This window comes from Aromatoleum sp. (assembly GCF_035254505.1).
Classification (GTDB): Bacteria; Pseudomonadota; Gammaproteobacteria; order Burkholderiales; family Rhodocyclaceae; genus Aromatoleum.
In genome coordinates, this window is the sequence record NZ_DATFAO010000052.1 from 73,096 (window position 1) to 96,715 (window position 23,620).

Sequence of the window (23,620 nt, forward strand, 5' to 3'; positions counted from 1 at the left end):
CGCATCGGAATGTCGGCCCGCCTTCTGCATACGCCGCCCCAGGAGCTCGGCTTTCCGGGCAAGACCCTGCAGTATCTCGAACAATCGGTCGCCCACTGGATCATGTCGCACGGGGCGCTCGCCTTCATGATGCCGACGATCGGCGAGCATCTCGGCATCACGCGCGCGGCGATCTCGGTGCATGACTACGTCGCGGCGATGGACGGGCTCGTGCTGCAGGGCGGCGCCGACGTCAGTCCGTCGACCTACGACGAGACGCCGCTGCGCCCGGAGTGGTCCGGCGACCGCATCCGCGACCTGTACGAGATCGAGCTGCTGTGGGAGTTCGTGATCCAGGGCAAGCCCGTGCTGGGCATCTGCCGCGGCATGCAGCTGATCAACGTGGCCTGCGGCGGCACGCTGTACCAGGACATCCTCGAACAGCGTCCGGGCGCACACGCGCATCGCGATCCGGTGCTCTACGACAAGTTTCACCACGAGATCGAGGTCGAGCCCGCGTCGATGCTGGCGCAGATCTACCCGGAGCGGACCCATGGCCGCGTGAACAGTATCCACCACCAGGCGGTGAACAAGCTCGGCAGCGACCTCGCGATCGAGGCATGGTCCAGCGGTGACCGCGTCGTCGAGGCGATCCGCTGGCTCGGCAGCGGTTTTCTCTTCGGGACACAGTGGCATCCGGAGTTCCACGTGGCCGGCAGCGACCTGCTCGACGGTGGTCCGATCATGTCATCGTTCCTCGCGGCGGCTCGCGCAGCGGCGGACACTTAGCACTAAGGTGGTACGAACGCAGGGATCGCAAGCTCCGCAGGAGAGATGACGGTGAGCGCTCACCCCCACATCGGCAGCCCGCACGCCAGCATCGTCCGGCGGGGCCACGGCCGTCATGGTTGATCGGCCGATCCCGGACGAAGCGGAGGGACTGCGCGCCGAGGTGCTGCGCCTGAAGAAGATCGTGCGTGCGCTGATGGGCCGTGCCGAGCGCGACATGAACGCCCGCCGCACGGATTTCGGCTGGTTCGAGGACACGATCCGGCTGGAGGATCAGGTGCGCGCCCGCACCCGCGAGCTGGAGGAGGCGCAGCTCCACATCGAGCGCATCAATCGCGACCTGCAGAGCGCGAAGGACAGGCTCGAGCGCGAGGTGGACGAGCGCCGGCGCGCGAACGCGACGCTGGAGCAGGCGATGGAGCAACTGGTGCAGACCGAGAAGCTTGCCGCGCTGGGCAGCCTCGTCGCCGGTGTCGCGCACGAGCTCAATACGCCGCTGGGCAATTCGCTGACCGTCGCCTCCGCCTTGAGCCAGATGGTCGAGCGCTTCAACGAGCAGTTGCAGGCGGGCACGCTGCGCAAGCAGACGCTGGTCGATTTTGTCGCGCAGTGCCGCGATGCAGCGTCGCTGGTCGAGAAGAATTGCCGGCGCGCGGCCGAACTGATCGGAAACTTCAAGCAGGTGGCCGTGGATCAGACGAGCATGCGCCGTCGCCGCTTCGACCTGCGGCAGGCGATCGAGGAGGTCTTGTCGACCCTGCAGCCCAAGCTCAAGCACACGAATTACAGCCTCGAGCTCGCGGTGCCACCGGGCATCGAGCTCGACAGCTTCCCCGGGCCGATCGAGCAGATCGTCGCGAACCTGGTGAACAATTCGCTGCAGCACGGTTTCGAGGGGCGCTCGGAAGGGCATATCCACATCGCGGCGGAAGTGGTCGACAACGGCCAGATCCTGCTGCATTACAGCGACGATGGCGCGGGCATTCCCGACGCGATCGCCAAACGCGTCTTCGACCCCTTCTTTACGACGCGGCTGGGCCGTGGCGGAAGCGGACTGGGTCTATACATCGTTTACAACCTCGCGACGGCCGCCCTCGGGGGCACGATCGAATTGACGAGCGGAGTGGGCTGCGGAGTTCGCTTCGACCTGCGCTTTCCGCGCGTGGCGCCTTCAAAGGGCTGAGGGGAGAGGAGCATGATGGTCCAGGATGAAGACCTGATCGACTTCGCCGACGACGGACCGCCCCCCTCAGGGGGTGACGGCGAATCGGCCGCACGGTGGACACTGCTGATCGTCGATGACGACGAGGAGGTCCATGCGGCCACCCGTTTCGTGCTGAGGGACGCGCAGCTGTGCGGACGTGCCCTGCGCCTGCTGCATGCGCACAGCCGCGCCGAGGCGATCGAATGCCTCGCGCGCGAACCCGAGGTGGCGGTCATCCTGCTCGACGTGGTGATGGAAAGCCAGGATAGCGGCCTGCAGCTCGTGCGCGAGATCCGTGAGGACATGCACCGCAGCGACGTGCGCATCGTGCTGCGGACCGGGCAGCCCGGCTACGCACCCGAGCTCAAGGTGATCCGCGACTACGACATCAATGATTACAAGACCAAGGCCGAGCTCACGCACACGCGCCTGATCACGACGCTGACCGCCGCCGTGCGCGCCTATGACCAGATCCGTACGATCGCCGAGAACCGCCGCGGCCTGGAACTGATCGTCAGCGCGTCGGCCGGCCTGATGGAAGTCCATGCGCTCAACACTTTCGCGGAAGGCGTGCTGACGCAGATCGCCGCGCTCCTGCACCTGCCGGGCGACGGCATCGTCTGTGCGCAGAAGGGCTCGCCGTTCGACGAGGGCGACAGGGTGCTGCACGTGGTCGGCGCCGCCGGGCGCCTTGCGCCCTACATTTCCCATCCGCTCGAAGAGCTTGGCGATCCCGAGATCACGGCGGTGATCCGCGAGTGCATCGCAAGCAAGTCGCACGGCTTTGGTCCGCGTCATACCGTGCTCTACCTGCGCGGCAGTCATCACGAGGCGGCGGTGTTCCTGCGCACCCATGCCTTGCTCGAGGCGGGGGACCGCCAGTTGGTGACGGTCTTCGCGTCCAACCTGTCGTCCTGTTTCGGCAACATCAAGCTCGTCGAGCGCCTCAACCACTTGGCGTTCCACGATCCGCTGACGGGCGCCGGCAACCGCGTGCGCTTCCTCACGGATCTCGGCGACGCGGGCGCGGGCGAGCGTGGCAGCGCGCTCGTCGCCTGCCTGCTCGATCTCGACCGCTTTACCGACATCAACAGTGCGCTGGGTCACGACGTCGGCGACCAGTTGCTGCTCGCCGTGGCAGCGCGACTCGCCGAGGCCTTCCCGGGCTGTGCGCTGGCGCGCGTCCATGCCGATGGCTTCGGTCTCATCGGCCCGGCCTCGCTGCTTACGCCCGAGCGGATCTTCATCGCGCTGCAGCCGCCCTTCGCGGCCGGCGAGCAGCAGTTGGCGGTCACGGCGACGCTCGGCCGCTGTAGCATCGAGCCCGGCGCGTCGGGCAATACGCTCTTCCGCCGCGCCGAAATGGCGCTCACGCAGGCGCGGATGAGCCCGGATCGGCGCGAGTGCGACTTCGTGCCGGCGATGGAGGAGCGCACGCGCCGGCGCCTGGATCTGATCCGCCATCTGCGGCACGACTTTCTCGCGAACCGGCTGGCCGTCTGGTACCAGCCGCAGGTCGCTCTTGTCGGCGAGGGCATCGTGGGCGTCGAAGCCTTGCTGCGTTGGCCCAACGATGGAGATTTCGTCCAGCCTCCCGCCGTCTTCATTCCGCTGGCGGAAGACTCCGGCCTCATCACGATGATCGGCGAATGGGTCCTCGACCAGGCGTGTGGCACCTTGCGTCGCCTGCAGCAGAACGGCGGGGCGGCGTTGCGCATGGCCGTCAACGTCAGCATGCCGCAGTTTCGCCTCGCGGGTTTCCCGGCCGTGGTCGCGCGCGTGCTCGCCTCGCACGGCATTTCGCCGTCGGCGCTGGAACTTGAGATCACCGAAAGCATTCTGATGGAGGAACCGGGGATCGTTCTCGACAACCTGAGGGCGCTGCGGGAAAGCGGCGTCCACATCAGTGTCGACGACTTCGGTACCGGCTATTCCTCGCTCGGCTACCTGCGCGAGCTGCCGATCGACACGCTGAAGATCGACCGATCCTTCGTCGTCGAGATCGACTCGGGTCGCGGCGACCTCTTCGCCGAAACGATCGTCGCGCTCGCGCGCAAGCTCGGTGTCGGCACGATCGCGGAAGGCGTCGAATCGGACGCCCAGCTCAGCCGTCTGCGTGAGCTCGGCTGCGACATCGTGCAGGGATTCCTCTATGCCCGACCGATGCCTGTCGAGGCTCTCGAAGCGTGGATCGCAGGCCGGCCGGCGGGCAGCGCGCCCCACTGACGGTCGCGCCAAACACCTGCTTACGCGGCCGCTGCGGCAGTGCCGGTGGAGCGCCGCATAATGCGGCCCTTGCCGAACCACTCATCGATTAGAGGCAGACATGTTATTTCGTGACAGCCGGGAAAGCGAAAACGTCGAGGACCGCCGCGGCGAGGGCGGCGGAGGCGGGTTCGGCTTCGGGGGGCGCAGCATCGGCATCGGCACGGTCGTGCTCGCGCTGGTCGCAGCCTATTTCGGTATCGACCCTCGAGTCGTGCTCAACACCGCGAGTGTCGCGCCGCCGCCGGCCCATACCCAGCGGGCAGAGCCGCGTCCGCCCGCCGAGGACAAGCTCGCGCACTTCGCGTCACAGGTGCTCGCCGACACCGAGGACACCTGGGGCGAGATCTTCCGCGCCGGCGGGGGGCAGTACCAGGACCCGCGGCTGGTGCTCTACACCGGGGCCACGCGAAGCGGCTGCGGCGTCGGCCAGGCGGCGATGGGCCCCTTCTACTGCCCGGCCGACCGGAAGGTCTATCTCGACCTGTCCTTCTTCAACGAGTTGGAGCGCCGCTTCCGTGCGCCCGGCGACTTCGCCCAGGCCTACGTGATCGCCCACGAGGTCGGCCATCACGTGCAGAACCTGCTCGGGATTTCCGAGAAGGTGCAGCGGGCGCGCGAACGGATGTCCGAACGCCAGGCAAACCAGCTGTCGGTGCGCGTCGAGCTCCAGGCCGACTGCTTCGCCGGCGTCTGGGCCAATCACGCAGATCGTGCGCGCCATGTGCTGGAGCAGGGCGACGTCGAGGAGGCACTCGCCGCCGCGACCGCGATCGGCGACGATCAGCTGCAGCGCCAGACGCAGGGCCGTGTCATGCCCGACAGCTTCACGCACGGCAGCTCCGCGCAGCGCGTGCGCTGGTTCCGCACCGGCCTTGAGCAGGGCAACCTCAAGGCCTGCGACACCTTCAAGGTCGCGAACCCCTGACGGGGGAAGCGGGCGTCAGCCCGCGAGCTTGGCGAACGCCTCGACGACTTCGGCCGGCGCCTGAACGAGTTCGACCAGCACGCCTTCGCCGCCGATCGGGAACTCTTCGTTGCCCTTCGGATGCAGGAAGGTGATGTCGTAGCCTGCGGCGCCGCGGCGGATGCCGCCGGGAGCGAAACGCACGCCGTTGGCCGACAGCCACTCGACCGCCTTCGGCAGGTCGTCCACCCACAGCCCGACGTGGTTCAGCGGCGTCGCGTGCACCGCGGGCTTCTTCTCCGGATCGAGCGGCTGCATCAGGTCGACCTCGACCTTGAACGGCCCCTTGCCCATCGCGCAGATGTCCTCGTCGACGTTCTCGCGCTCGCTGACGAAGTTGCCCGTGACGTCCAGACCCAGCATGTCGACCCACAAGGTCTTCAGTTTGTCCTTGCTCGGGGCGCCGATGGCGATTTGCTGGATGCCGAGGATCTTGAAGGGGCGCTGTGTCATGGAGGTCTCCACGGATTGGATTAAGAATTCATAATTATGGAGATTTCTCGTATCCGCGTCGAGTCGCTGGCGGTGCGGGATGCGATTACACTGCCCCATCCCGCTCTTCGGAGGCTGGCCGCGCGTGACCGTCAGACAGGCTGAAGAACCCGTCGTCCGCCATTTCAATCAGATCCTGCTGTGGCCACTGCGGCTGCTGCCGGTGGCCGACGCGTCCGGCGTGCAGCAGCGTCCGTGGTGGCTGTTGCAGGAAGCGGGCGCCCGTCGCGCCTGGCGAGAAAGCGAGCGTGAGCGCGATCACTTCAACGAACGCCACTACCACGAGTTCGTCACCTTCCTGCCGTATGTGCAGCGTTTCCTGTACGGCGACGGCGTGTCGGCGAAGTCGGCCGAAGGCGGTTACGAGGATTCGCCGATGCGCATCTTCGAGCGCCGCGACATCGTCCGCGCGCGCGTGGCGGTGCGCGAGACCGACGATCCGGTGACGCTCGACGTCACTCAGGTCCGGCTGCATTTCTTCTTCGATGTCGACGTTGTGCTGCTGAAGGTCGCAGTGCGCGCCGAGAATCTTCCGCTGTCGGTGGCGCAGGAACTGATGTACCGCTTCGGCCGCGCCTATCCGTCCGGATGGGAAGAGGATGGCCGCCCGCTGCACAGCCTCGCGGTCTTCGACTGGCTCGCCGCGGACGGCAGCGTGCTCGCGAGCACCGACGTGCGCGACCGCGAAGCCTTCCTGGCCCACGTGCGCCGGCATCGCGCACCGCGCATCGCCGCGCACTGGGCTTTCCTGCTCGAACCCTTGGTCAGTGACCGTTCCGAGGACGAAGGTGCGCTGCGCTACCGGCAGATCGAGTATTACCGGATGCCGCTGATGGCCTATCTGGCGCTCGACGACCCGACCGTCCTGACCCGCAACGACTTCATCCGGCTGGGCCTCGTGACCGGCGCGCGCCCCGAGGTGGCCGAGCTGGCGACCGGCGATTCCTGCGAGCCCCCGCCTTTCGCCGAAACGCATCTCGCCGATTTCGAGGAGCGCTTCTGCTATGACCGCTTCTGGTCCGGCTCCGGTGCCGCGCCGCATACCCGTTACCTGTGCAGCGGCCATTCGCTGGTCGTCGTCGGCGACGCGCGCTCGGCCTACTTCACGAGCCGTGACTTCGGCGTGCCGGCGCAGTTCGGTCACCAGCACTTCCTGCTCTTCCTCATCGCACACTTCCAGAAGGCGGCGCTGCTGATGTTCTCCGACCGCCTCGTCGAGGCCCTGAAGCGCCTGAACGTCTCAGATCCGGTCAGCGTGCGTAGCTTCAAGCGCGCGATCCGTGGCAGCTTCGAAGGCTTCCTGCGCTTCACGCACCGCTACTGGTTCCACGAGATCGCCGAGCAGGCTCAGGCGCGCACGCTGTTCCGCATGACCGCGTCGCACCTCGAAATCGATCCGCTCTACGCGGAGGTGAAGGACCGCATCGCCGACATGGACGACTACCTCGCCGCCGACAGTCTGCGCCGCCAGGCGAACACCGTGGTGCGGCTCACCGTCGTCACCGTCTTCGGCCTGATCGGCTCGATCACGACCGGCTTCCTCGGCATGAACCTCCTCGCCGAGGCCGACGCGCCGCTGAGGCAGCGTCTGACGATGTTCGTCCTCGTCGCCGTCGCGACCTCCGCACTGACGCTCTATACGATGTCGAAATCGAAGCGACTGTCGGACTTCCTCGACGCGCTCTCGGACGAGCGCCTGACCGTCTGGACGAAGGTCAAAGCCTTCGCCGGCGTGTGGCAGCGGGGGGCGTGAGCATGCGGAATGCACCGCGCGGTGCGAATGGCCCTTACAATCCCGGGCGCGGCGCGATCGTATCGCACCGCGACACGACTTTCTCGACCCATCCAGGCTGACATCGACCGGTGACCCACACCGCGCCTGCCCTCCATCTCCGTACCGCGCCGCGTCATTTTGCGTGGCTGCTGTGGCTCGCCCTGCTGCTGCCGATCGGGCAGATGGCGGCGATGTGCCACGCGCTGTCGCATGTCAACGACGAAGCGACGCGCCAGAGCGAGCGCAACAAGGGCGTGCCCGACAGCGCGTGCGATCTGTGTCTGATCGCCGCCGCCATCGGCAGCGGCGGTTTGCGCGGCGCGCCGCCCCCTCTCGCGGACGTGACGGCTCGCCACGAAATGCCGCTGGCCGCGTTCGACGGCACCTGGCTGCCGTCGCCCGCGCGTGCCTACCTCAGCCGCGCCCCTCCCTTCTCCGTTCCGCTCTGATCGTTGCACGCATCGCCCACCCGCTCTGACTGCGGGCGGGCGCGTTTCGACATTCTTGCAGGAACAAGAACTCATGAAGAAGCTCTTGCCGGCGAGCCTCGCGCTCGCCCTGGCGACGCCTATTGCCGCCCTGGCCCAGACGCCGCCCACCAAGGCCCCGGCCTCCAACACCTCCTCCGACATCGCCGCGCTGCGCCAGGAAATCGAAGCGATGCGCGCGGGCTACGAGGCGCGCCTCCAGGCGATGGAGCAGCGCCTGAAAGCCGCCGAAGCCGCTGCCGCGGCGCCCCCCGTTACGGCCGACAACGCGCCCGTCGCGGCCGCGCCCGCAGCCCCGGTCGCCAACCTGCCGCCGCCAGCCGTGGCAGCCGCGGGCGGCGGTGCGAACGCCTTCAACCCCGCGATTTCACTGATCCTGTCGGGCCTCTATACGCGCACTTCGAAGGATCCCGACCACTTCGGTATCACGGGCTTCCAGTTGCCCAGGGACGCCGAGGTCGGACCCGGAACCCGCGGCTTCAGCCTCGCGGAAACCGAACTCGGCCTGTCGGCCAACATCGACCCGTGGTGGCGCGGCGCGGCCAACATTTCGCTTCACCCGGATGACACCGTCTCGGTCGAGGAGGCCTACGTCCAGACAACCTCGCTCGGAAACGGCTTCTCGCTGAAGGCCGGCCGCTTCTTCTCCGGCATCGGCTATCTCAACCCGCAGCATTCGCACACCTGGGATTTCGTCGACAACCCGCTCGCCTATCAGGCGCTGCTCGGCACGCAGTTCGGTGACGACGGCGTGCAACTCACCTGGCTCGCGCCGATCGACCAGTACCTCGAACTCGGCGCCGAAGTCGGACGCGGGCGCAGCTTCCCGGGCACCGATGGCTCGCGCAACGGCGCGGGCATGGTCGCGCTGACTGCGCATACCGGCGGCGATATCGGCGACAGCCACAGCTGGCGCGCGGGCCTGTCGCTGTTGCACGCGAAGGCCGACGACCAGGAGCTCGATGCGAGCGACGCGTCGGGGAACGCCGTCACCAACGCATTTACCGGCCGCACGCGCGTGTGGGTCGCCGACGCCGTGTGGAAATGGGCGCCGAACGGCAACGCGACGCGCACGAGCTTCAAGCTGCAGGGCGAATACCTGCGCAGCACGCGCGACGGCGATCTCGTCTACGACGTCGGCAGCACCGACAGCAGCGGCAGCTATCGCGCCATCCAGTCGGGCTGGTACCTGCAGGGGATCTACCAGTTCATGCCGGGATGGCGCGTCGGCCTGCGCACCGAGCGGCTCGACGCCGGTTCGACCGACTTCGGCGGCAGCGCCTTGGCCTTCGCCGACAGCAACTACCACCCGCACAAGAACAGCTTGATGCTCGACTACAACCCGAGCGAGTTCTCGCGTGTGCGTCTGCAGTTCGCGCAGGACCGCTCGCGCGACGGCGTCACCGACAACCAGTTCTTCGTCCAGTACCAGATGAGCCTCGGCGCGCACGGCGCCCACAGCTACTGATGCCCGCGTCGGCCCAGGAGACAACCATGATGAATCGCAAGACCCTCTTTGCACTGCTTGCCGCGCCGCTGGCGCTGCTCGCGAACCCCGCCGACGCGGCGCTCCGCGTCTTCGCCTGCGAGCCCGAGTGGGGCGCGCTCGCCGAGGAACTCGGCGGCAACCTCGTCGAGGTCTCTGTCGCGACGACCGCGCTGCAGGACCCGCACCAGATCCAGGCCAAACCGAGCCTGATCGCCCGTGCCCGCAACGCCGACCTCGTCGTCTGCACCGGCGCGGAGCTCGAGATCGGCTGGTTGCCGGTGCTGCTGCAGCAGTCGGGCAACGCCAAGGTCCAGGCCGGCCAGCCGGGCAATTTCGCCGCGGCCGACTACGTGCGCAAGCTCGATGTGCCCGGCCAGCTCGACCGCTCGCAAGGCGACGTCCACGCCGCGGGCAATCCGCACATCCAGACCGATCCGCGCAACATCGCGCAGGTCGCCACCGCGCTCGGCACGCGGCTGCAGCAAGTCGACCCGGCCCACGCGGCGGACTACGCCAAGCGCCAGACCGACTTTTCGCAGCGCTGGCAGCGGGCGATGACGCGCTGGAATACGCAAGCCGCACCCCTCAAGGGGGCGCCGGTGGTGTCGCAGCACAAGGCCTTCACGTATCTGTACGATTGGCTCGGGTTGAAGGAAGTCGCGGTGCTCGAACCCAAGCCCGGCGTCGAGCCCACGGCTTCCCACTTGCAGGGCGTGTTGTCGACGCTGAAGGGTACGCCGGTGCGCATGGTGATCTACGCCGCGTACCAGGATTCGCGCGCCTCCGACTGGCTCACGACCAATGCCGGCGTGCCCGCGGTGAAGCTGCCCTTCACGGTCGGCGGCACTGAGGGAGCGAAGGATCTCTTTGGCCTCTTCGACGACACCGTCGCGCGCCTGCTCGCCGCCGGAGCCAAGAAATGAACTGGGGCGCACTCGACTGGGGCATCCTCGGGCCGGCGCTCGTCGCCGGGCTGCTGGTGCTCGCCACGCACGTGCCGCTCGGCACGCAGGTGCTCGACCGCGGCATCGTGTTCATCGATCTCGCGATCGCCCAGATCGCGGGCCTCGGCGTGATCGCCGCCGACGCGCTTGGCATGCCGGAAGGCGGGGTCGCTGTGCAGGTCGCGGCCGTGACGGCGGCGCTTCTCGGTGCGCTGCTGCTCACCTGGACCGAGCGGCGCGCGCCGCGCCAGCAGGAGGCGCTGATCGGCGTGATGTTCATCCTCGCCGCTTGCGCCGGCATCCTGATGCTCGCGGGGAATCCGCATGGCGGCGAGCACCTGAAGGACCTGCTGGTCGGGCAGATCCTGTGGGTCGGCACGACGCAGCTGCTGTGGCTCGCCGGCGTATCGGCGCTGCTGGTGGCGGCGATGGCCTTGGGCTGGGTGCGACGCCTCGGCCGCTTCGGCTTCTATGCGGCGTTTGCGCTCGCCGTGACGGCGTCGGTGCAGCTGGTGGGCGTGTATCTCGTGTTCTCGAGCCTGATCATCCCGGCGCTCGGCACGCGCGCGCATCACGGCCCGCGGCGCTATGTCGTCGCCTACGTGCTCGGGGCGGTCGGCTATGCGCTCGGCCTCGCGCTGTCGGCGTTGCTGGACCTGCCGTCGGGCGCGGTGATCGTGTGGACGCTGGCGGCCTGCTCGCTCGCCGGCGCGCTGGCGGCGCGTCCGGCGGGGATGGCGTTCGAGGCCCGCTGACCCGGCAGGGGGAGGGGGCCGCACCCGCGCGGCGCCCTTCGGCCCTGTTTTCTGCTGGCTCTCCGGCTACTCCCAGCTCACCTGCGCCGAGAACAGGTAGCCCGCGCCGTAGACGGTCTTGATCAGCTTCGGGCTGTGCGGATCGTCGTCGAGCTTGCGGCGCAGGCGCGAGATGCGCACGTCGATGCTGCGGTCGAACGGATCCACGTCGCGCTCGCCGAGGAGCTGCTCCCGGCTGAGGATCTTGTTCGGACGGCGCACCAGCGTCATCAGCAGTGCCGCTTCGGACGAGGACAGCGGCACCTCCTCGCCGTCCGGTTTGATCAGCGCGTGGCGGCTGGTATCGAAGCGCCAGTCGCCGAAGCGCGCAACTGTGCGCTCCACGGGATCTGCAGGCGCTTCGGGTGCCGCCGAGCGCGTGTAGCGACGCAGGATCGAGCGCACCCGGGCGACCAGTTCGCGCGGCTCGAAGGGCTTGACGATGTAGTCGTCCGCGCCGAGCTCGAGTCCCAGCACGCGGTCGGTGACGTCGTTGCGGCCGGTGAGGATCAGGACGGCGCAGGGCGCGCCGTCCTGCAGTTCGCGCACCACCTGCATGCCGTCCATGTCGGGCAGGCCGAGATCGACGATCACCAGGTCGGGCGAACACTGGCGGGCGCGCGCGAGCAGTTCGCGGCCGGTGCGGATCGGTTCGCTGCGAAAGCCGTAGCCGGCCAGCGCGCTGCAGATCAGGTTCGCGATGTCCGGCTCGTCTTCGAGTACCAGGATGAGCGGCGACGAGATCTCGTGTTCGGTCATTGATCGGAGGCTTCCACGGTGGGGTGGGTGTGTTCGAGGATGGCGTCGAGCGCCGCGGCGAGCGTGTCCTGCTCGAAAGGCTTGCGCAGCACCGGCACGTCGAGCTCCGCGGTGCCGGCGAGCGCGTTGTCGCTCGCGTAGCCGGTGATCATCAGGATCGGCATTTCGGGCCGCAGCGCGCGCGTGCGGGTGACGAGCTCGCGGCCGCCGATCGCGCCGGGCATGATCGTGTCGGTGACGAGGATCGCGATGTCGGGCACGGCCTCGATCAGGCTCCAGGCCTCGACGCCGTCGCCGGCCTCGATCACCGCGTGGCCGAGCGCCGTGAGCTGCATGCGGATGATGCGCCGCACCTCCGGTTCGTCCTCGACGAGGAGCACCGGGCCGGACACCGGACGTGCGCTGCGCGCGCCCTGCGTCTCGAGCTGCGTTTCGGTCATCGCCGGCTCCGCCGCGCGCGGCAGCACGAAGGTCACCGTTGTGCCGGCGCCCGGGGTGCTGCGCACGCGGATGTTGCCGCCCGACTGGCGCACGAATCCATACACCATCGCCAGGCCCAGTCCGCTGCCGCGCCCGAAGGGCTTGGTCGTGAAGAAGGGTTCGAAGAGCCGCGGCAGCAATTCCTCCTCGATGCCGGCGCCGGTGTCCGTGACGTCGATCTGCACGTAGTCGCCGACCGGCAATTCGACCAGCACCGAGAGACTCTCGGGGATGTGGCGCTCGCTGATTGCGACGGTCAGTTCGCCGCCTTCGGGCATCGCGTCGCGCGCATTGAGCGCGAGGTTCAGCAGCGCGTTCTCGAGCTGGTGCGGATCGACGAAGGCGTAGAGCGGCGCCGCCGGCAGGCGCGTGTGCACGCGCACGTTCTCGGGCAGCGAGCGGCCCAGCAGCTGCGCCATGTTGTGGACGAGGGCGCCGACTTCGACCACGTTCGGCTCCAGCACCTGCCCGCGCGAAAAGGTCAGCAGCCGCTTGATGAGTTCCGCGCCGCGGCGTGCCGCATGCAGCGCCGGGTCGAGGTGTTCTGAGACCTGCCCGCCGGGCGGCAGCTGCGCCTGCAGTGCGGCGAGGTTGCCGATGATGATCGTCAGCAGGTTGTTGAAGTCGTGCGCGAGCCCGCCGGTGAGCTGGCCGACCGCCTCCATCTTCTGCGCCTGCACCAGCGCCGCCTGGCTCGCCTTCTGCTCGGTGATGTCGATCGAGAGCACGAAGTAGCCCCTCACTTCGCCCCTCTCCTCGCCGATCTCTTCGCCCTGCGCCGACACCTCCGGCACGATCACGCTGCGCGCATGGACGACACGTCCGTTCTCGATCGTGCGGGCGTATTCGTAGCTCACCCGTTCGCCGGTCGCAGCGATCTTCAGCTGCTTGGCGACCAGCGGGTACAGGTCCTCGCCGAACACGCTCCTGATGCTGCGGCCGACGATCTCTTCCTTCGCGATGCCGAACCACTCGGTGTAGCCCCGGTTCGCGAACTGGTAGACCTCGTTGCGATCGACGTAGGCGATCAGCGCGGGGATCGAATCGATGATGAGCTTGAGCCGCTCCTCGCTGCGCCGAAGCGCGCCGGCGATCTCGTCGATCTCGGCGTTGGCGTGGGCGAGCCGCGCGTTGGCGTTCTCGAGTTCCTTCGTCCGCGCCTTGACGCGCGCTTCGAGTTCCGCGTTCTGCTGGCGGATCACCTCCTCGTAGCGGCGCTGCTCGGTGACGTCCGTCCACAGCGACACGAAGCCGAGGTTCGGGATCGGCACGCCGCGGATCGCGAGGATCTTGCCGTTCGGACGCTCGCGCTCGACGTAGTGCGGCAGGAAGGCGCGGGCCGCGGCCATCCGCTCGGAGACGAGCTTTTCGAGGTCGCCTTCGCCGTACTCCCCGCGCTCCGCGTTGAAGCGCACGAATTCCTCGAAGGGCGTGCCGACGCGCACCATCTTCTCGGGGAAGTCGAGGAGACGCAGCATCGCCTTGTTCCAGGTGACGAGCTTGGGCGTCGCGTCGAACACCGCGATCGCCTGGTCGAGCAGGTCCAGCCCCGCGAGCAGCAGGTCGTAGCGCCGCAGCTCCTGCGAGGACATGCGCGGCGCGGGCTTGGGCGGTTCGGGTGGGGGAGCGTTGCGGAGCATCACGGGGCCAGTCTCCGACAAATTTTGATACGCATTCTAGTGCAGACCATCGGTCCGGTTGACGTGCGCGTCATCACGCTTGCCCCTGCAGCTGCTTGCGGAAGCGCTCCGGCGACATCCCCGTCCATGCAACGCAGGCGCGATAGAAGGCCGAGGTGTCGGCATAACCCAGCTCGGCTGCAATCGCCGCGACCGGCTGCGCGGTCTTCGTCAGGCGCGATAGCGCGATGTCGCGCCGCAGGGCGTCCTTGATGATGCGGAAGCTCGATCCCTCGTCCTCCAGACGCCGGTGCAGCGTGCGCGGCGACAGGTGCAGACGCTCGGCGAGGTCTTCCAGCGCGAGGCTCGCGGGCAATGCGTCGCGCAGGAGGTCGCGCACCCGCAGCACCATGTCGCGGTCGCGGCGGTAGAGCATCGTGATCTTGCCCGGCGCCCCGTCGAGGAAGGCGTTGAGCGCGGCCTCATCGCGCCGTACCGGCAGGTCGAGCAGGTTGTCTTGCAGGCGCGCGACGAGCGTGCCGGCATCGAAGTACGAGTGCTCGGTATAGACCAGCGCGTAGTCGTCGGCGTGCGGCGGGCGCGGGTAGGGGAAGAGCACGGCGTCCAACGCGAGCCCGCGGCCGACGAGCCAGCACGCGACGGCGTGGATCAGGCGCAGCAGCCATTCGAAGGCGAACACGCGCGCCGGGTCGCCGCGCACGTCCGCGAGGCGCCGCGTCTCCGAGATGCGCAGCTCCGCCCGGTCCTCGCCCGGGTTCTCCGCGCGTCGCACGCTCACTGCCATGTCCGGGAGCACGATGCGCAGGAAACGCGCCGCGCGGTCGAGCGCTTCGCCGAGCGTCGCCGCGCCGAGCATGCCACGGCACAGGAACTCGAAACTGCCCGAACGCATCGGCTGAGCGAACAGCCCGAAGCCCTCGTCGTCGAGCGCCCGCGTGATGTCGTTGTAGAGCCGTGCGTAGCGGTCGATCGGAATCCGCGTGGCAGGGTCTGCAAGGTCGATGCCGGCGGCCGCGAGATAGGGCCCGGCGTCGAGTCCGCGGCGGCCCATCCCGGCGAGCATGCCGGTGACGAATCCCATCGCGACAGTCGCGCGGCGACTGGGCTTTCTCGTCGTCTCGGCGGCAAGTTCGGCGGTGGCGGGAGTCATCAGAAGGCGTCGTGGAGGGAGCGTAACAGGGAGCGGAAGATTGGCGGATTTTGCACGATTACCGTCAGGCCGGACAATGGCAAAGCCCCGTACGGCCTTCTACCATTAAGCGCATAAAACACTCACCGGGGGAAGAACCGACATGACCAATCTCAGCGACGTCAAGAAACTCGTTACGTACAAGCCGAAGCACAAGGTGCGCTTCGTCTCTGCGGCCGCGCTCTTCGACGGCCACGATGCATCGATCAACATCATGCGGCGGATTCTGCAATCGACCGGCGCCGAAGTGATCCACCTCGGCCACAACCGCTCGGTCGGCGACATCGTCAACGCCGCGCTGCAGGAAGACGTGCAGGGCATCGCGATCACCAGCTACCAGGGCGGCCACGTCGAGTTCTTCAAGTACATGATCGACCTCTTGAAGGCGCATGGCGGCGAGAACATCAAGGTCTTCGGCGGCGGCGGCGGCGTGATCGTGCCGGCCGAGATCAAGGACCTGCACGAGTATGGCGTGACCCGCATCTATTCGCCCGAAGACGGCGCGAAGCTGGGCCTGCAGGGCATGATCAACGACCTCGTCGCGCAGGCCGACTACGACCTGACGAACGCTGCACCGCAGTCGCTCGACGAGATCCTCAAGCAGCTCACGACCGGCGAACGCGGCACGCAGCTCCGGAGCCTGTCGCGCATCATCACCGCGCTGGAAAACGGCGCGTACGGCGCCGACGTCAAGAAGGCGCTCGTTGACGCAGCCGCCAAGATCAAGACGCCGACGCTCGGCATTACCGGCACCGGCGGCGCGGGCAAGAGCTCGCTCACCGACGAGCTCGTGCGCCGCTTCCGCCTGGATCAGAACGACAAGCTGCGCGTCGGCATCGTGTCGATCGACCCGTCGCGCAAGCGCACCGGCGGCGCGCTGCTGGGCGACCGCATCCGTATGAACGCGATCGAGCACGAGAACATCTACATGCGCTCGCTCGCGACCCGCGACACCGGCTCCGAGATCTCCGCGGCACTCCCCGAAGTCATCGCCGCCACCAAGCTCGCCGGCTTCGACCTGATCATTGTCGAGACCTCGGGCATCGGTCAGGGCAACGCCGCCATCGTGCCCTTCGTCGACCTGTCTCTCTACGTGATGACCCCCGAGTTCGGCGCCGCGAGCCAGCTCGAGAAGATCGACATGCTCGACTTCGCCGACTTCGTCGCGATCAACAAGTTCGACCGCAAGGGCGCCGAGGACGCGCTGCGTGACGTGCGCAAGCAGTACCAGCGCAACCGCGAACTGTTCTCCACGCCGACCGACGATATGCCGGTGTTCGGCACGATGGCCGCGCGCTTCAACGACGACGGCATCACCGCGCTGTACCAGGCGATCTTCCCGTCCCTGGTGGAGAAGGGCCTGAAGGCCAAGCCGGGCGCGCTGCCCAAGGTCACGACCAAGGCGTCGAGCCGCGGCCGTGCGATCGTGCCCGCCGAGCGCGTTCGCTACCTCGCCGAGATCGCCGACACCGTGCGCGACTACCATTCGCACATCCAGCAGCAGGCCCGCGTCGCGCGCGAGCGCCAGTCGCTGAAGATCGCCAAGGTGCTGTTCGAGCAGTGCGGCAAGGAAGACGCTCAGTTTCGTACCACGTTCGGCGAGATGATCGACTGGAAGGACGGCGAGCTGACTCCCGCCGCAAAGAAACTCCTCGACATGTGGCCGCGCACGAAGGAGCTCTACGCGCAGGATGAATACGTCGTGAAGATCCGCGACAAGGAGATCCGCACCAAGCTCACGTCCGATTCGCTGTCGGGCACGAAGATCCGCAAGGTCTCGCTGCCGAATTTCGACGACGAAGGCGAGACGCTCAAGTTCCTGATGAAGGAAAACGTCCCCGGCTCCTTCCCCTATACCGCCGGCGTCTTCGCGTTCAAGCGCGAAGGCGAGGATCCGACGCGGATGTTCGCCGGTGAAGGCGACGCCTTCCGCACCAACCGCCGCTTCAAGCGCGTCTCCGAAGGCATGCCCGCGCATCGTCTCTCGACCGCGTTCGACTCGGTCACGCTGTATGGCTGCGACCCCGATCCGCGTCCCGATATCTACGGCAAGATCGGCAACTCGGGCGTGTCGATCGCGACGCTCGACGACATGAAGGTGCTCTACGACGGCTTCGACCTGTGCGCGCCCTCGACCTCGGTGTCGATGACGATCAACGGCCCGGCGCCGATCATCCTCGCGTTCTTCTTCAACACCGCGATGGAGCAGCAGGTCGCGAAGTTCAAGGCCGACAACGGCCGCGAGCCGACCGAGACCGAATTCCAGAAGATCAAGGAATGGACGCTGTCGACGGTGCGCGGCACCGTACAGGCCGACATCCTGAAGGAAGACCAGGGCCAGAACACCTGCATCTTCTCGACCGAATTCGCGTTGAAGATGATGGGCGACATCCAGGAATACTTCGTCCATCACAAGGTGCAGAACTTCTACTCGGTGTCGATCTCGGGCTACCACATCGCCGAAGCCGGCGCGAACCCGATCTCGCAGCTCGCCTTCACGTTGTCGAACGGCTTCACCTACGTCGAGTCCTACCTCGCGCGCGGCATGCATATCGACGACTTCGCGCCCAACCTCTCCTTCTTCTTCTCCAACGGCATGGACCCCGAGTACTCGGTGATCGGCCGCGTCGCCCGCCGCATCTGGGCGGTCGCGATGAAGAACAAGTACGGCGCGAACGAGCGCAGCCAGAAGCTGAAGTACCACGTGCAGACCTCAGGCCGCTCGCTGCATGCGCAGGAGATGGACTTCAACGACATCCGCACGACGTTGCAGGCGCTGATAGCGATCTACGACAACTGCAACTCGCTGCACACCAACGCCTACGACGAGGCGATCACGACGCCGACCGAGGAATCGGTGCGCCGCGCGATGGCGATCCAGCTGATCATCAACCGCGAATGGGGCCTCGCAAAGAACGAGAACCCGAACCAGGGCGCGTTCATCATCGACGAGCTGACCGACCTCGTCGAAGAAGCGGTGCTGAAGGAGTTCGAGGCGATCGCCTCCCGCGGCGGCGTGCTCGGCGCGATGGAAACCGGCTACCAGCGCGGCAAGATCCAGGAGGAGTCGCTCTACTACGAGCACAAGAAGCACGACGGCTCCTACCCGATTATCGGCGTGAACACCTTCCTCAACCCGAAGGGCCAGGCGCAGCAGGAAATCGAGCTCGCCCGTTCGACCGAGGAAGAGAAGCAGGGCCAACTCACGCGCCTCGCCGACTTCCACGCCCGCAATAAGGCCGAGGCGCCGAAGTGGCAGGCGAAGCTGCGCCAGACCGTGATCGAGAACGGCAACGTGTTCGAAGTGCTCGTGGATGCCGTGCGCTATTGCTCGCTCGGCCAGATCACCGGCGCGTTGTACGAGGTCGGCGGCCAGTATCGCCGCAACATGTAAGACGCCGTCCCCGACGGCAACACGAAAACGGCGCCCGAGAGGCGCCGTTTTTTTCGTCCGCTCGCGAGCTCACACGGCCTGCGGTAGCGCGATCGGCGGCACCGGGCGATTCCACGGCGACTGGGATTCCCATTCGTCGAACTGCATGGTCGGGAAGGGGCGGCTGACGAAGTGGCCTTGCGCGGTGTCGCAGCCTAGCGCCTGCAACTGTTCCCAGTGCGCCTCGGTCTCGACGCCTTCGGCGACCACCCCCAGGCCGAGGTTGTGCCCCAGCTCCACGGTCGAGCGCACGATGATCGCCGAGCCCTCGCTGTTGAGCATGCTGGTGACGAAGGACTGGTCGATCTTCAGCGAATCGAGCGGAAGCTGCTGCAGGTAACTCAGACTCGAATAGCCGGTGCCGAAGTCGTCGATGAAGAGGTCGACACCGAGATCCTTCAGCTTGTCGAGGGTCTCGCGCGCGCCCGCCGGATCGTCCATCAGCGCGCTCTCGGTCAGCTCGAACTGCAACGTCTCGGGCGGCATCGCCCAGGTCGCGAAGAGCCCGCTGATGCGCTCGATCAGTCGCGGATCGCGCAGGTCCTGGGCCGACAGGTTCACCGACAGCGGCCGCTGGATGCCGGCCTCGAACCAGGCGTGGCTCTGGCGGAACGCCGCCTCGAGCACCCAGCGCGTCAGCGGCATGATCAGGCCCGCGCGTTCGGCGAGCGGGATGAATTCCGACGTCGCAATCATGCCCCGCTCGGGATGCAGCCAGCGCACCAGCGCCTCGGCGCCGCACACTTCGCCCGAGCGCATTGTGACTTTCGGCTGGCAGTAGAGCTGCAACTCGTTCTGCTCGATCGCGCGCCGCAGATCGCTGACGAGCGCGAGCCGCCGCCGGCTCTCGTTGTCTTCCGCACCCTTGTATAGCGAATACTTGCTGGGGCTGCGCTCGGCCTGCACTGCCGCGATCTTCGCGCGCCGCAGCAAGGCGTCCGACGAGGTGCCCTGGCCCGGAAACAGCGCGATGCCGATCGACGCGTGCGGGTCCACCGACAGGCCGTCGACCTCGATCGGGTCGCCCGCCTCGCGCATCGTCCGGTGCGCCGCCCGCATCGCCGTCTCGGCGCTCGCGCCGGGCATCACGACCGCGAACTCGTCCTCGCCGACGCGCGCGAGCGCCACCTCAGCACCGGCGATTTCCCTCAGGCGCGTGCCCATTTCGAGGATCAGCCGGTCGCCTTCCTCGTAGCCGAGCGTGTCGCTGATCTCCTGGAAGCGCCCGACCTTCATCAGCAGCACCGCGAGCGATTGGTGGTCCTGTTGTGCGCGCAGAATTTCCGCGTCCAGCAGGCCGCGCATCGAGGTCCGGTTCGGCAGCCCGGTGAGCAGGTCGTAGTAGGCCATGCGGTGCACGAGCTCCTCGGCCTGCTGATGCCGTACGCGCATGCGCAGCGTCGCGACCCCGAAGGCGAGGTCGTCCGCCATTTCGCCGAGCAGCGCATATTCGCTTTCGTCGAAGGCGTCGGCCTCGCCGGCGAAGATCGTCAGGTTGCCGATCACTTCGCCCTCGATGACCAGCGGAAATGCCGCCACCGACGCATAGCCGCGCTTGATGCTCTCGGTGAGCGCGACGGGCAGACGCGTCGCGTCGATCCTGCTCACGTCCTGCGCGACCGCGAGCTTGCCTGTGCGCACGGCCTGGGCGGTCGGGCCGCCTTCGGCATCCGACCACGTGAACTGCCCGAGCTCGAGGAAGCCCTCCTCGAATCCACGATGGGCGACAGGGCGGATCGTCTTTGCGTCATCGTGTTCGGCAAAGCCGACCCAGGCCATCCGGTAGCCGCCGAGTTCGACGATGACCCGGCACATCTCCTGCAGCAGGGTCTGTTCGTCCTTCGCACGCAAAAGCGTCCGGTTCCCGGCGCTCAGCGTGCGCAACGCTCGTTCGGCGTAGCTCATGGCACTCCCTCCTGGGCGGGTCGCGGCCGGTGGTGATCGGCGGGCACGCCAGTGCGAGGGCTGCGGCAATAGCGCAGCCCTCTTATTGAATCCTAGTGCCGGCGGGCTCGCCGCGCAACGGGACTCAGGCGGCCGAGCGTGACTTGATTGCGCCGATCAGCACGGGGATGAACGACAGCGCGATGATGCCGAGGATCACCAGCGTCAGGTTCTGCTTGATCCACGGCAGGTTGCCGAAGAAGTAGCCCGCGGTGGTCAGCGACACCACCCACGCGACCGCGCCGATCAGGTTGAACAGCGTGAAACGCGCGTAGCTCATGCTGCCGATGCCGGCGACGAAAGGGGCGAAGGTGCGGAACAGCGGCAGGAAGCGCGAGATCACCAGCGTCTTGCCGCCATGCTTCTCGTAGAAGGCGTGGGTCTTGAGGAGCGCGTTCTTGTTGAAGAAGCGCGAGTTCTCCCAGTGGAAGACCTTGGGCCCGAGATAGCGCCCGATGGCGTAATTGAGCGTGTTGCCGCCTGCCGCCGCAATGGTCAGCACGATCAGCAGCAGGGTGATATCCATGCCGCCCACGGCGGCGAGCGCACCCGCGACGAAGAGCAGCGAGTCGCCCGGCAGGAAGGGCGTCACGACGAAGCCCGTCTCACTGAAGATCACGGCGAACAGCATCACGTAGATCCACATGCCATAGGCCTGCACGAGGTCGGCAAGGTATTTGTCGAGGTGCAGGATGACGTCGATGAATTGCGGCAGAAATTCCATGTGCAAGAGTCGTTCAATGAGCGGCAAAGGAATTCATTTTACCGTACGCGGGCTTAGGCAATCCGACGGATGGTGTCAGGGTGTGGCGATCGTTGTTGCGGCCTTGTGGCGCGACAGGTGCCGTCCTATAGTGGCGCCCGCACCGGGGGCGACTGCGTAATGCCGTTCGCAAGGCGGCCGCGGCTGAAGCGCACCCCCGAAAGTTAACGAGAGCGTTGAATGTCCGGTTTGTTGCGCATGTTCAGGATGGAGCCGCCGGTGAGGGCGGTGATCCTGCTGACCACGCTGATGGTGTCGGCGCTGGTCGGCGGGACGGCCTTCCTGCTGTATGACCTGCGCCAGCGCGAACTCGAATATGCGCGCGCCGAGATCGAAAGCCTTAGCCGCGTGCTCGCCGAGCAGACGAGCCGCACGCTCGACGGGGTCTCGCTCTCGCTGCGAGGAGCACAGGAACGGCTGTCGGATGCCATCGGGCAGCGCCTGGAACTCGACAGCTTTCCGGTGCAGGCGCTGCTGAAGGCCCGCGCCGAAGGACTCCCTCAGTACAGTTCGATGTTCGTGCTCGACGCCACCGGCGAGGTCATGAACTCGACACTCTTCGGGCGGCGGCCGGGTATCAGCGTGGCCGACCAGGACTATTTCAGCAGCCTCGTCGAAGGCAGTTCGCGGAAAGTCTTCGTCAGCCAGCTCTACCGCCGGCGCGTCGACGGCCAATGGACCTTCTACCTCAGCACGCGCCTCGTGGACGGCGCCGGGCATTTTCGCGGCGTCATGGCGGTTGCCGTGCTGGCCGATTATTTCGAGTCCTTCTACCGTCGGCTCGACCTGCGCTTCGGCAAGCAGATCCAGCTCGTCGACGCCCGCGGCCACCTTGTCGCAAGCTTCCCGAGCCGGATCGAGGGGATCGACCAACCCGTCGGCAGCGCGCCCTTGCCGGGCGATCCGGGGCAGCAGAAGGCGCCTGAATCGCGGCTCGTGACGGAAACGGCGAGCGGGACCGAGCGCTTCGTCGCCTATCACGCGGTGCCCCAGTACCCCTTCGTGATCGGCGTCTCGGTCGACCAGGACGCGGCGCTCGTGGCCTGGCCGATGGCGGCGAGGCCCATTCTGTTCGGCGCCGGCGCCGTCGCGGCGCTGATCCTCGCCGCGGCCGGTGGCATGATCTGGAGCATGCGCCGACGCGCGACGATGGCCCGCGCGCTACAGGCGAGCGACGAGCGGCTGCGGCAGATGGTCGAAACGGTGATGGACGCGATCGTCACCGTCGACGAGGATCTCTTGATCGTCCTCTTCAACAAGGCCGCCGAGCAGATGTTCGGCGTCACTGCCGCGGAGGTCGCCGGCAAGCCCTTTGCGCCGATGCTCGCGTCGTCGGCGCAGGGGGCCTATCACGCGATGGTCGGCCGGCGCCGCCGCTCGGGCGAGCGTGAGCGTGCCAAGCTCGGACGCGCTGAACTGCTCGCCCGCAGCGCGGACGCGCGCGAGTTTCCGGTCGATGCGACCTTCTCCGAAACCTATTCGCAAGGCCGGCGTTTCTTCACCGTCGTGCTGCGTGACCTCACCGAACGCAAGAACATCGAGACCCACCTGCGCGAAACCAACCGTCAGCTGCAGGAATTGTCGACGTCGCTGCAGCAGGTGCGCGAGGAGGAGCGGGCGAGCATCGCGCGCGAGATGCACGACGAGCTCGGCCAACTGCTGACCGGCATCCGGCTCGAGCTCTCGTGGCTCGGCAGCAAGATGCCCGCCGACCGGGCGGACCTGCAGGACAAGCTCAATGTCGTCAAGGGACAGCTCAACCAGACCATCTCCTCGGTGCGCCGCATCACCTACGAGTTGCGTCCGCTGATCCTCGACGACCTGGGATTGCACGCCGCGATCTCCTGGCTCACCGACGACTTCTCGAAGCGCACCGGCGTCGAAGTCGTCTCCGACGTCTGCGAGAGCGAGCCCGAGCACGGTAGCGCCGAAGCGACGACGCTCTTCCGCGTGCTGCAGGAGTCGCTGACCAACGTCACGAAATACGCCAAGGCGACCACCGTGTGGGTGGACTACCGGCGCACGAACCGCGACTGGTGTCTGACCGTGCGCGACGACGGCGTCGGGTTCGCACTCGGCGATCCGAACAAGAAGGCCGGATTCGGGCTCGTCGGCATGCGCGAGCGCGTGCGCCTGCTGCAGGGCTCGTTTACGATCGAGTCCGCGCCGGGCGAGGGGACGGTCATCGATGTCGCGATTCCCGCAACGAACTCCTGACTGAGGTAGG

The 23,620-nt window shown here is 67.2% G+C and carries 17 protein-coding genes; 11 read left to right on the forward strand and 6 right to left on the reverse strand.

What is annotated here, in order from left to right:
• Positions 1-9: 9 nt before the first annotated feature.
• The 4 genes from VJ673_RS10370 to ypfJ all read left to right on the forward strand — a co-directional run bounded on the left by VJ673_RS10370 (position 10) and on the right by ypfJ (position 5,165).
• The gene (locus VJ673_RS10370) at positions 10-768 is read left to right on the forward strand and encodes a gamma-glutamyl-gamma-aminobutyrate hydrolase family protein (RefSeq protein ID WP_324126018.1); all 759 of its coding nucleotides are present in this window, start codon (positions 10-12) and stop codon (positions 766-768) included.
• 115 nt (positions 769-883) lie between these two features.
• Entirely contained in the window at positions 884-1,951 is a 1,068-nt protein-coding gene (locus VJ673_RS10375) for a sensor histidine kinase (RefSeq protein WP_324126019.1), read from the forward strand.
• A 12-nt stretch (positions 1,952-1,963) separates the two neighbouring features.
• Entirely contained in the window at positions 1,964-4,198 is a 2,235-nt protein-coding gene (locus tag VJ673_RS10380; RefSeq protein WP_324126020.1) for an EAL domain-containing response regulator, read from the forward strand.
• Between the two features lie 100 nt (positions 4,199-4,298).
• Positions 4,299-5,165, forward strand: a complete 867-nt coding sequence (gene ypfJ, locus VJ673_RS10385; RefSeq protein ID WP_324126021.1) for a KPN_02809 family neutral zinc metallopeptidase — start codon at positions 4,299-4,301, stop codon at positions 5,163-5,165.
• A gap of 15 nt (positions 5,166-5,180) precedes the next feature.
• Here the strand turns inward: ypfJ and VJ673_RS10390 are convergent, their stop codons facing one another.
• Complete coding sequence (locus VJ673_RS10390) at positions 5,181-5,657, reverse strand: VOC family protein (RefSeq protein WP_324126022.1); 477 nt, start codon at positions 5,655-5,657, stop codon at positions 5,181-5,183.
• Positions 5,658-5,781: 124 nt separating this feature from the next.
• Here VJ673_RS10390 and VJ673_RS10395 point away from each other — a divergent pair, with 124 nt between their 5' ends.
• The 5 genes from VJ673_RS10395 (at position 5,782) to VJ673_RS10415 (ending at position 11,146) form a co-directional block, all read left to right on the forward strand.
• Complete coding sequence (locus VJ673_RS10395) at positions 5,782-7,449, forward strand: hypothetical protein (RefSeq protein ID WP_324126023.1); 1,668 nt, start codon at positions 5,782-5,784, stop codon at positions 7,447-7,449.
• A gap of 110 nt (positions 7,450-7,559) precedes the next feature.
• Entirely contained in the window at positions 7,560-7,919 is a 360-nt protein-coding gene (locus tag VJ673_RS10400; RefSeq protein ID WP_324126024.1) for a hypothetical protein, read from the forward strand.
• Between the two features lie 73 nt (positions 7,920-7,992).
• Positions 7,993-9,426 (forward strand): hypothetical protein, encoded by a 1,434-nt coding sequence (locus VJ673_RS10405; RefSeq protein WP_324126025.1) that lies wholly within the window; start codon positions 7,993-7,995, stop codon positions 9,424-9,426.
• A 26-nt stretch (positions 9,427-9,452) separates the two neighbouring features.
• Entirely contained in the window at positions 9,453-10,370 is a 918-nt protein-coding gene (locus tag VJ673_RS10410) for a metal ABC transporter substrate-binding protein (RefSeq protein WP_324126026.1), read from the forward strand.
• Positions 10,367-11,146 (forward strand): metal ABC transporter permease, encoded by a 780-nt coding sequence (locus VJ673_RS10415; RefSeq protein ID WP_324126027.1) that lies wholly within the window; start codon positions 10,367-10,369, stop codon positions 11,144-11,146. Before VJ673_RS10410 ends, VJ673_RS10415 begins: the two co-directional genes overlap by 4 nt.
• A 66-nt stretch (positions 11,147-11,212) precedes the next feature.
• Here VJ673_RS10415 and VJ673_RS10420 read toward each other — a convergent pair whose 3' ends face one another.
• From VJ673_RS10420 to VJ673_RS10430, 3 genes are all read right to left on the reverse strand, one after another.
• Entirely contained in the window at positions 11,213-11,944 is a 732-nt protein-coding gene (locus VJ673_RS10420) for a response regulator transcription factor (protein ID WP_324126028.1), read from the reverse strand.
• The gene (locus tag VJ673_RS10425; protein WP_324126044.1) at positions 11,941-14,064 is read right to left on the reverse strand and encodes a PAS-domain containing protein; all 2,124 of its coding nucleotides are present in this window, start codon (positions 14,062-14,064) and stop codon (positions 11,941-11,943) included. Before VJ673_RS10425 ends, VJ673_RS10420 begins: the two co-directional genes overlap by 4 nt.
• A gap of 73 nt (positions 14,065-14,137) precedes the next feature.
• A complete protein-coding gene (locus VJ673_RS10430; RefSeq protein ID WP_414635646.1) occupies positions 14,138-15,214 on the reverse strand; it encodes an AraC family transcriptional regulator in 1,077 nt (358 codons plus the stop codon).
• 142 nt (positions 15,215-15,356) lie between these two features.
• Here VJ673_RS10430 and icmF point away from each other — a divergent pair, with 142 nt between their 5' ends.
• On the forward strand, positions 15,357-18,647 hold the full coding sequence (icmF, locus tag VJ673_RS10435; RefSeq protein WP_324126029.1) for a fused isobutyryl-CoA mutase/GTPase IcmF: 3,291 nt from the start codon (positions 15,357-15,359) through the stop codon (positions 18,645-18,647).
• A 69-nt stretch (positions 18,648-18,716) separates the two neighbouring features.
• Here the strand turns inward: icmF and VJ673_RS10440 are convergent, their stop codons facing one another.
• On the reverse strand, positions 18,717-20,591 hold the full coding sequence (locus tag VJ673_RS10440; protein ID WP_324126030.1) for a putative bifunctional diguanylate cyclase/phosphodiesterase: 1,875 nt from the start codon (positions 20,589-20,591) through the stop codon (positions 18,717-18,719).
• Positions 20,592-20,715: 124 nt separating this feature from the next.
• Positions 20,716-21,354 (reverse strand): DedA family protein, encoded by a 639-nt coding sequence (locus VJ673_RS10445; protein WP_324126032.1) that lies wholly within the window; start codon positions 21,352-21,354, stop codon positions 20,716-20,718.
• A 219-nt stretch (positions 21,355-21,573) separates the two neighbouring features.
• Between VJ673_RS10445 and VJ673_RS10450 the strand changes: the two genes are divergently transcribed.
• On the forward strand, positions 21,574-23,610 hold the full coding sequence (locus tag VJ673_RS10450) for a PAS domain S-box protein (RefSeq protein WP_324126033.1): 2,037 nt from the start codon (positions 21,574-21,576) through the stop codon (positions 23,608-23,610).
• Positions 23,611-23,620 lie beyond the last annotated feature (10 nt).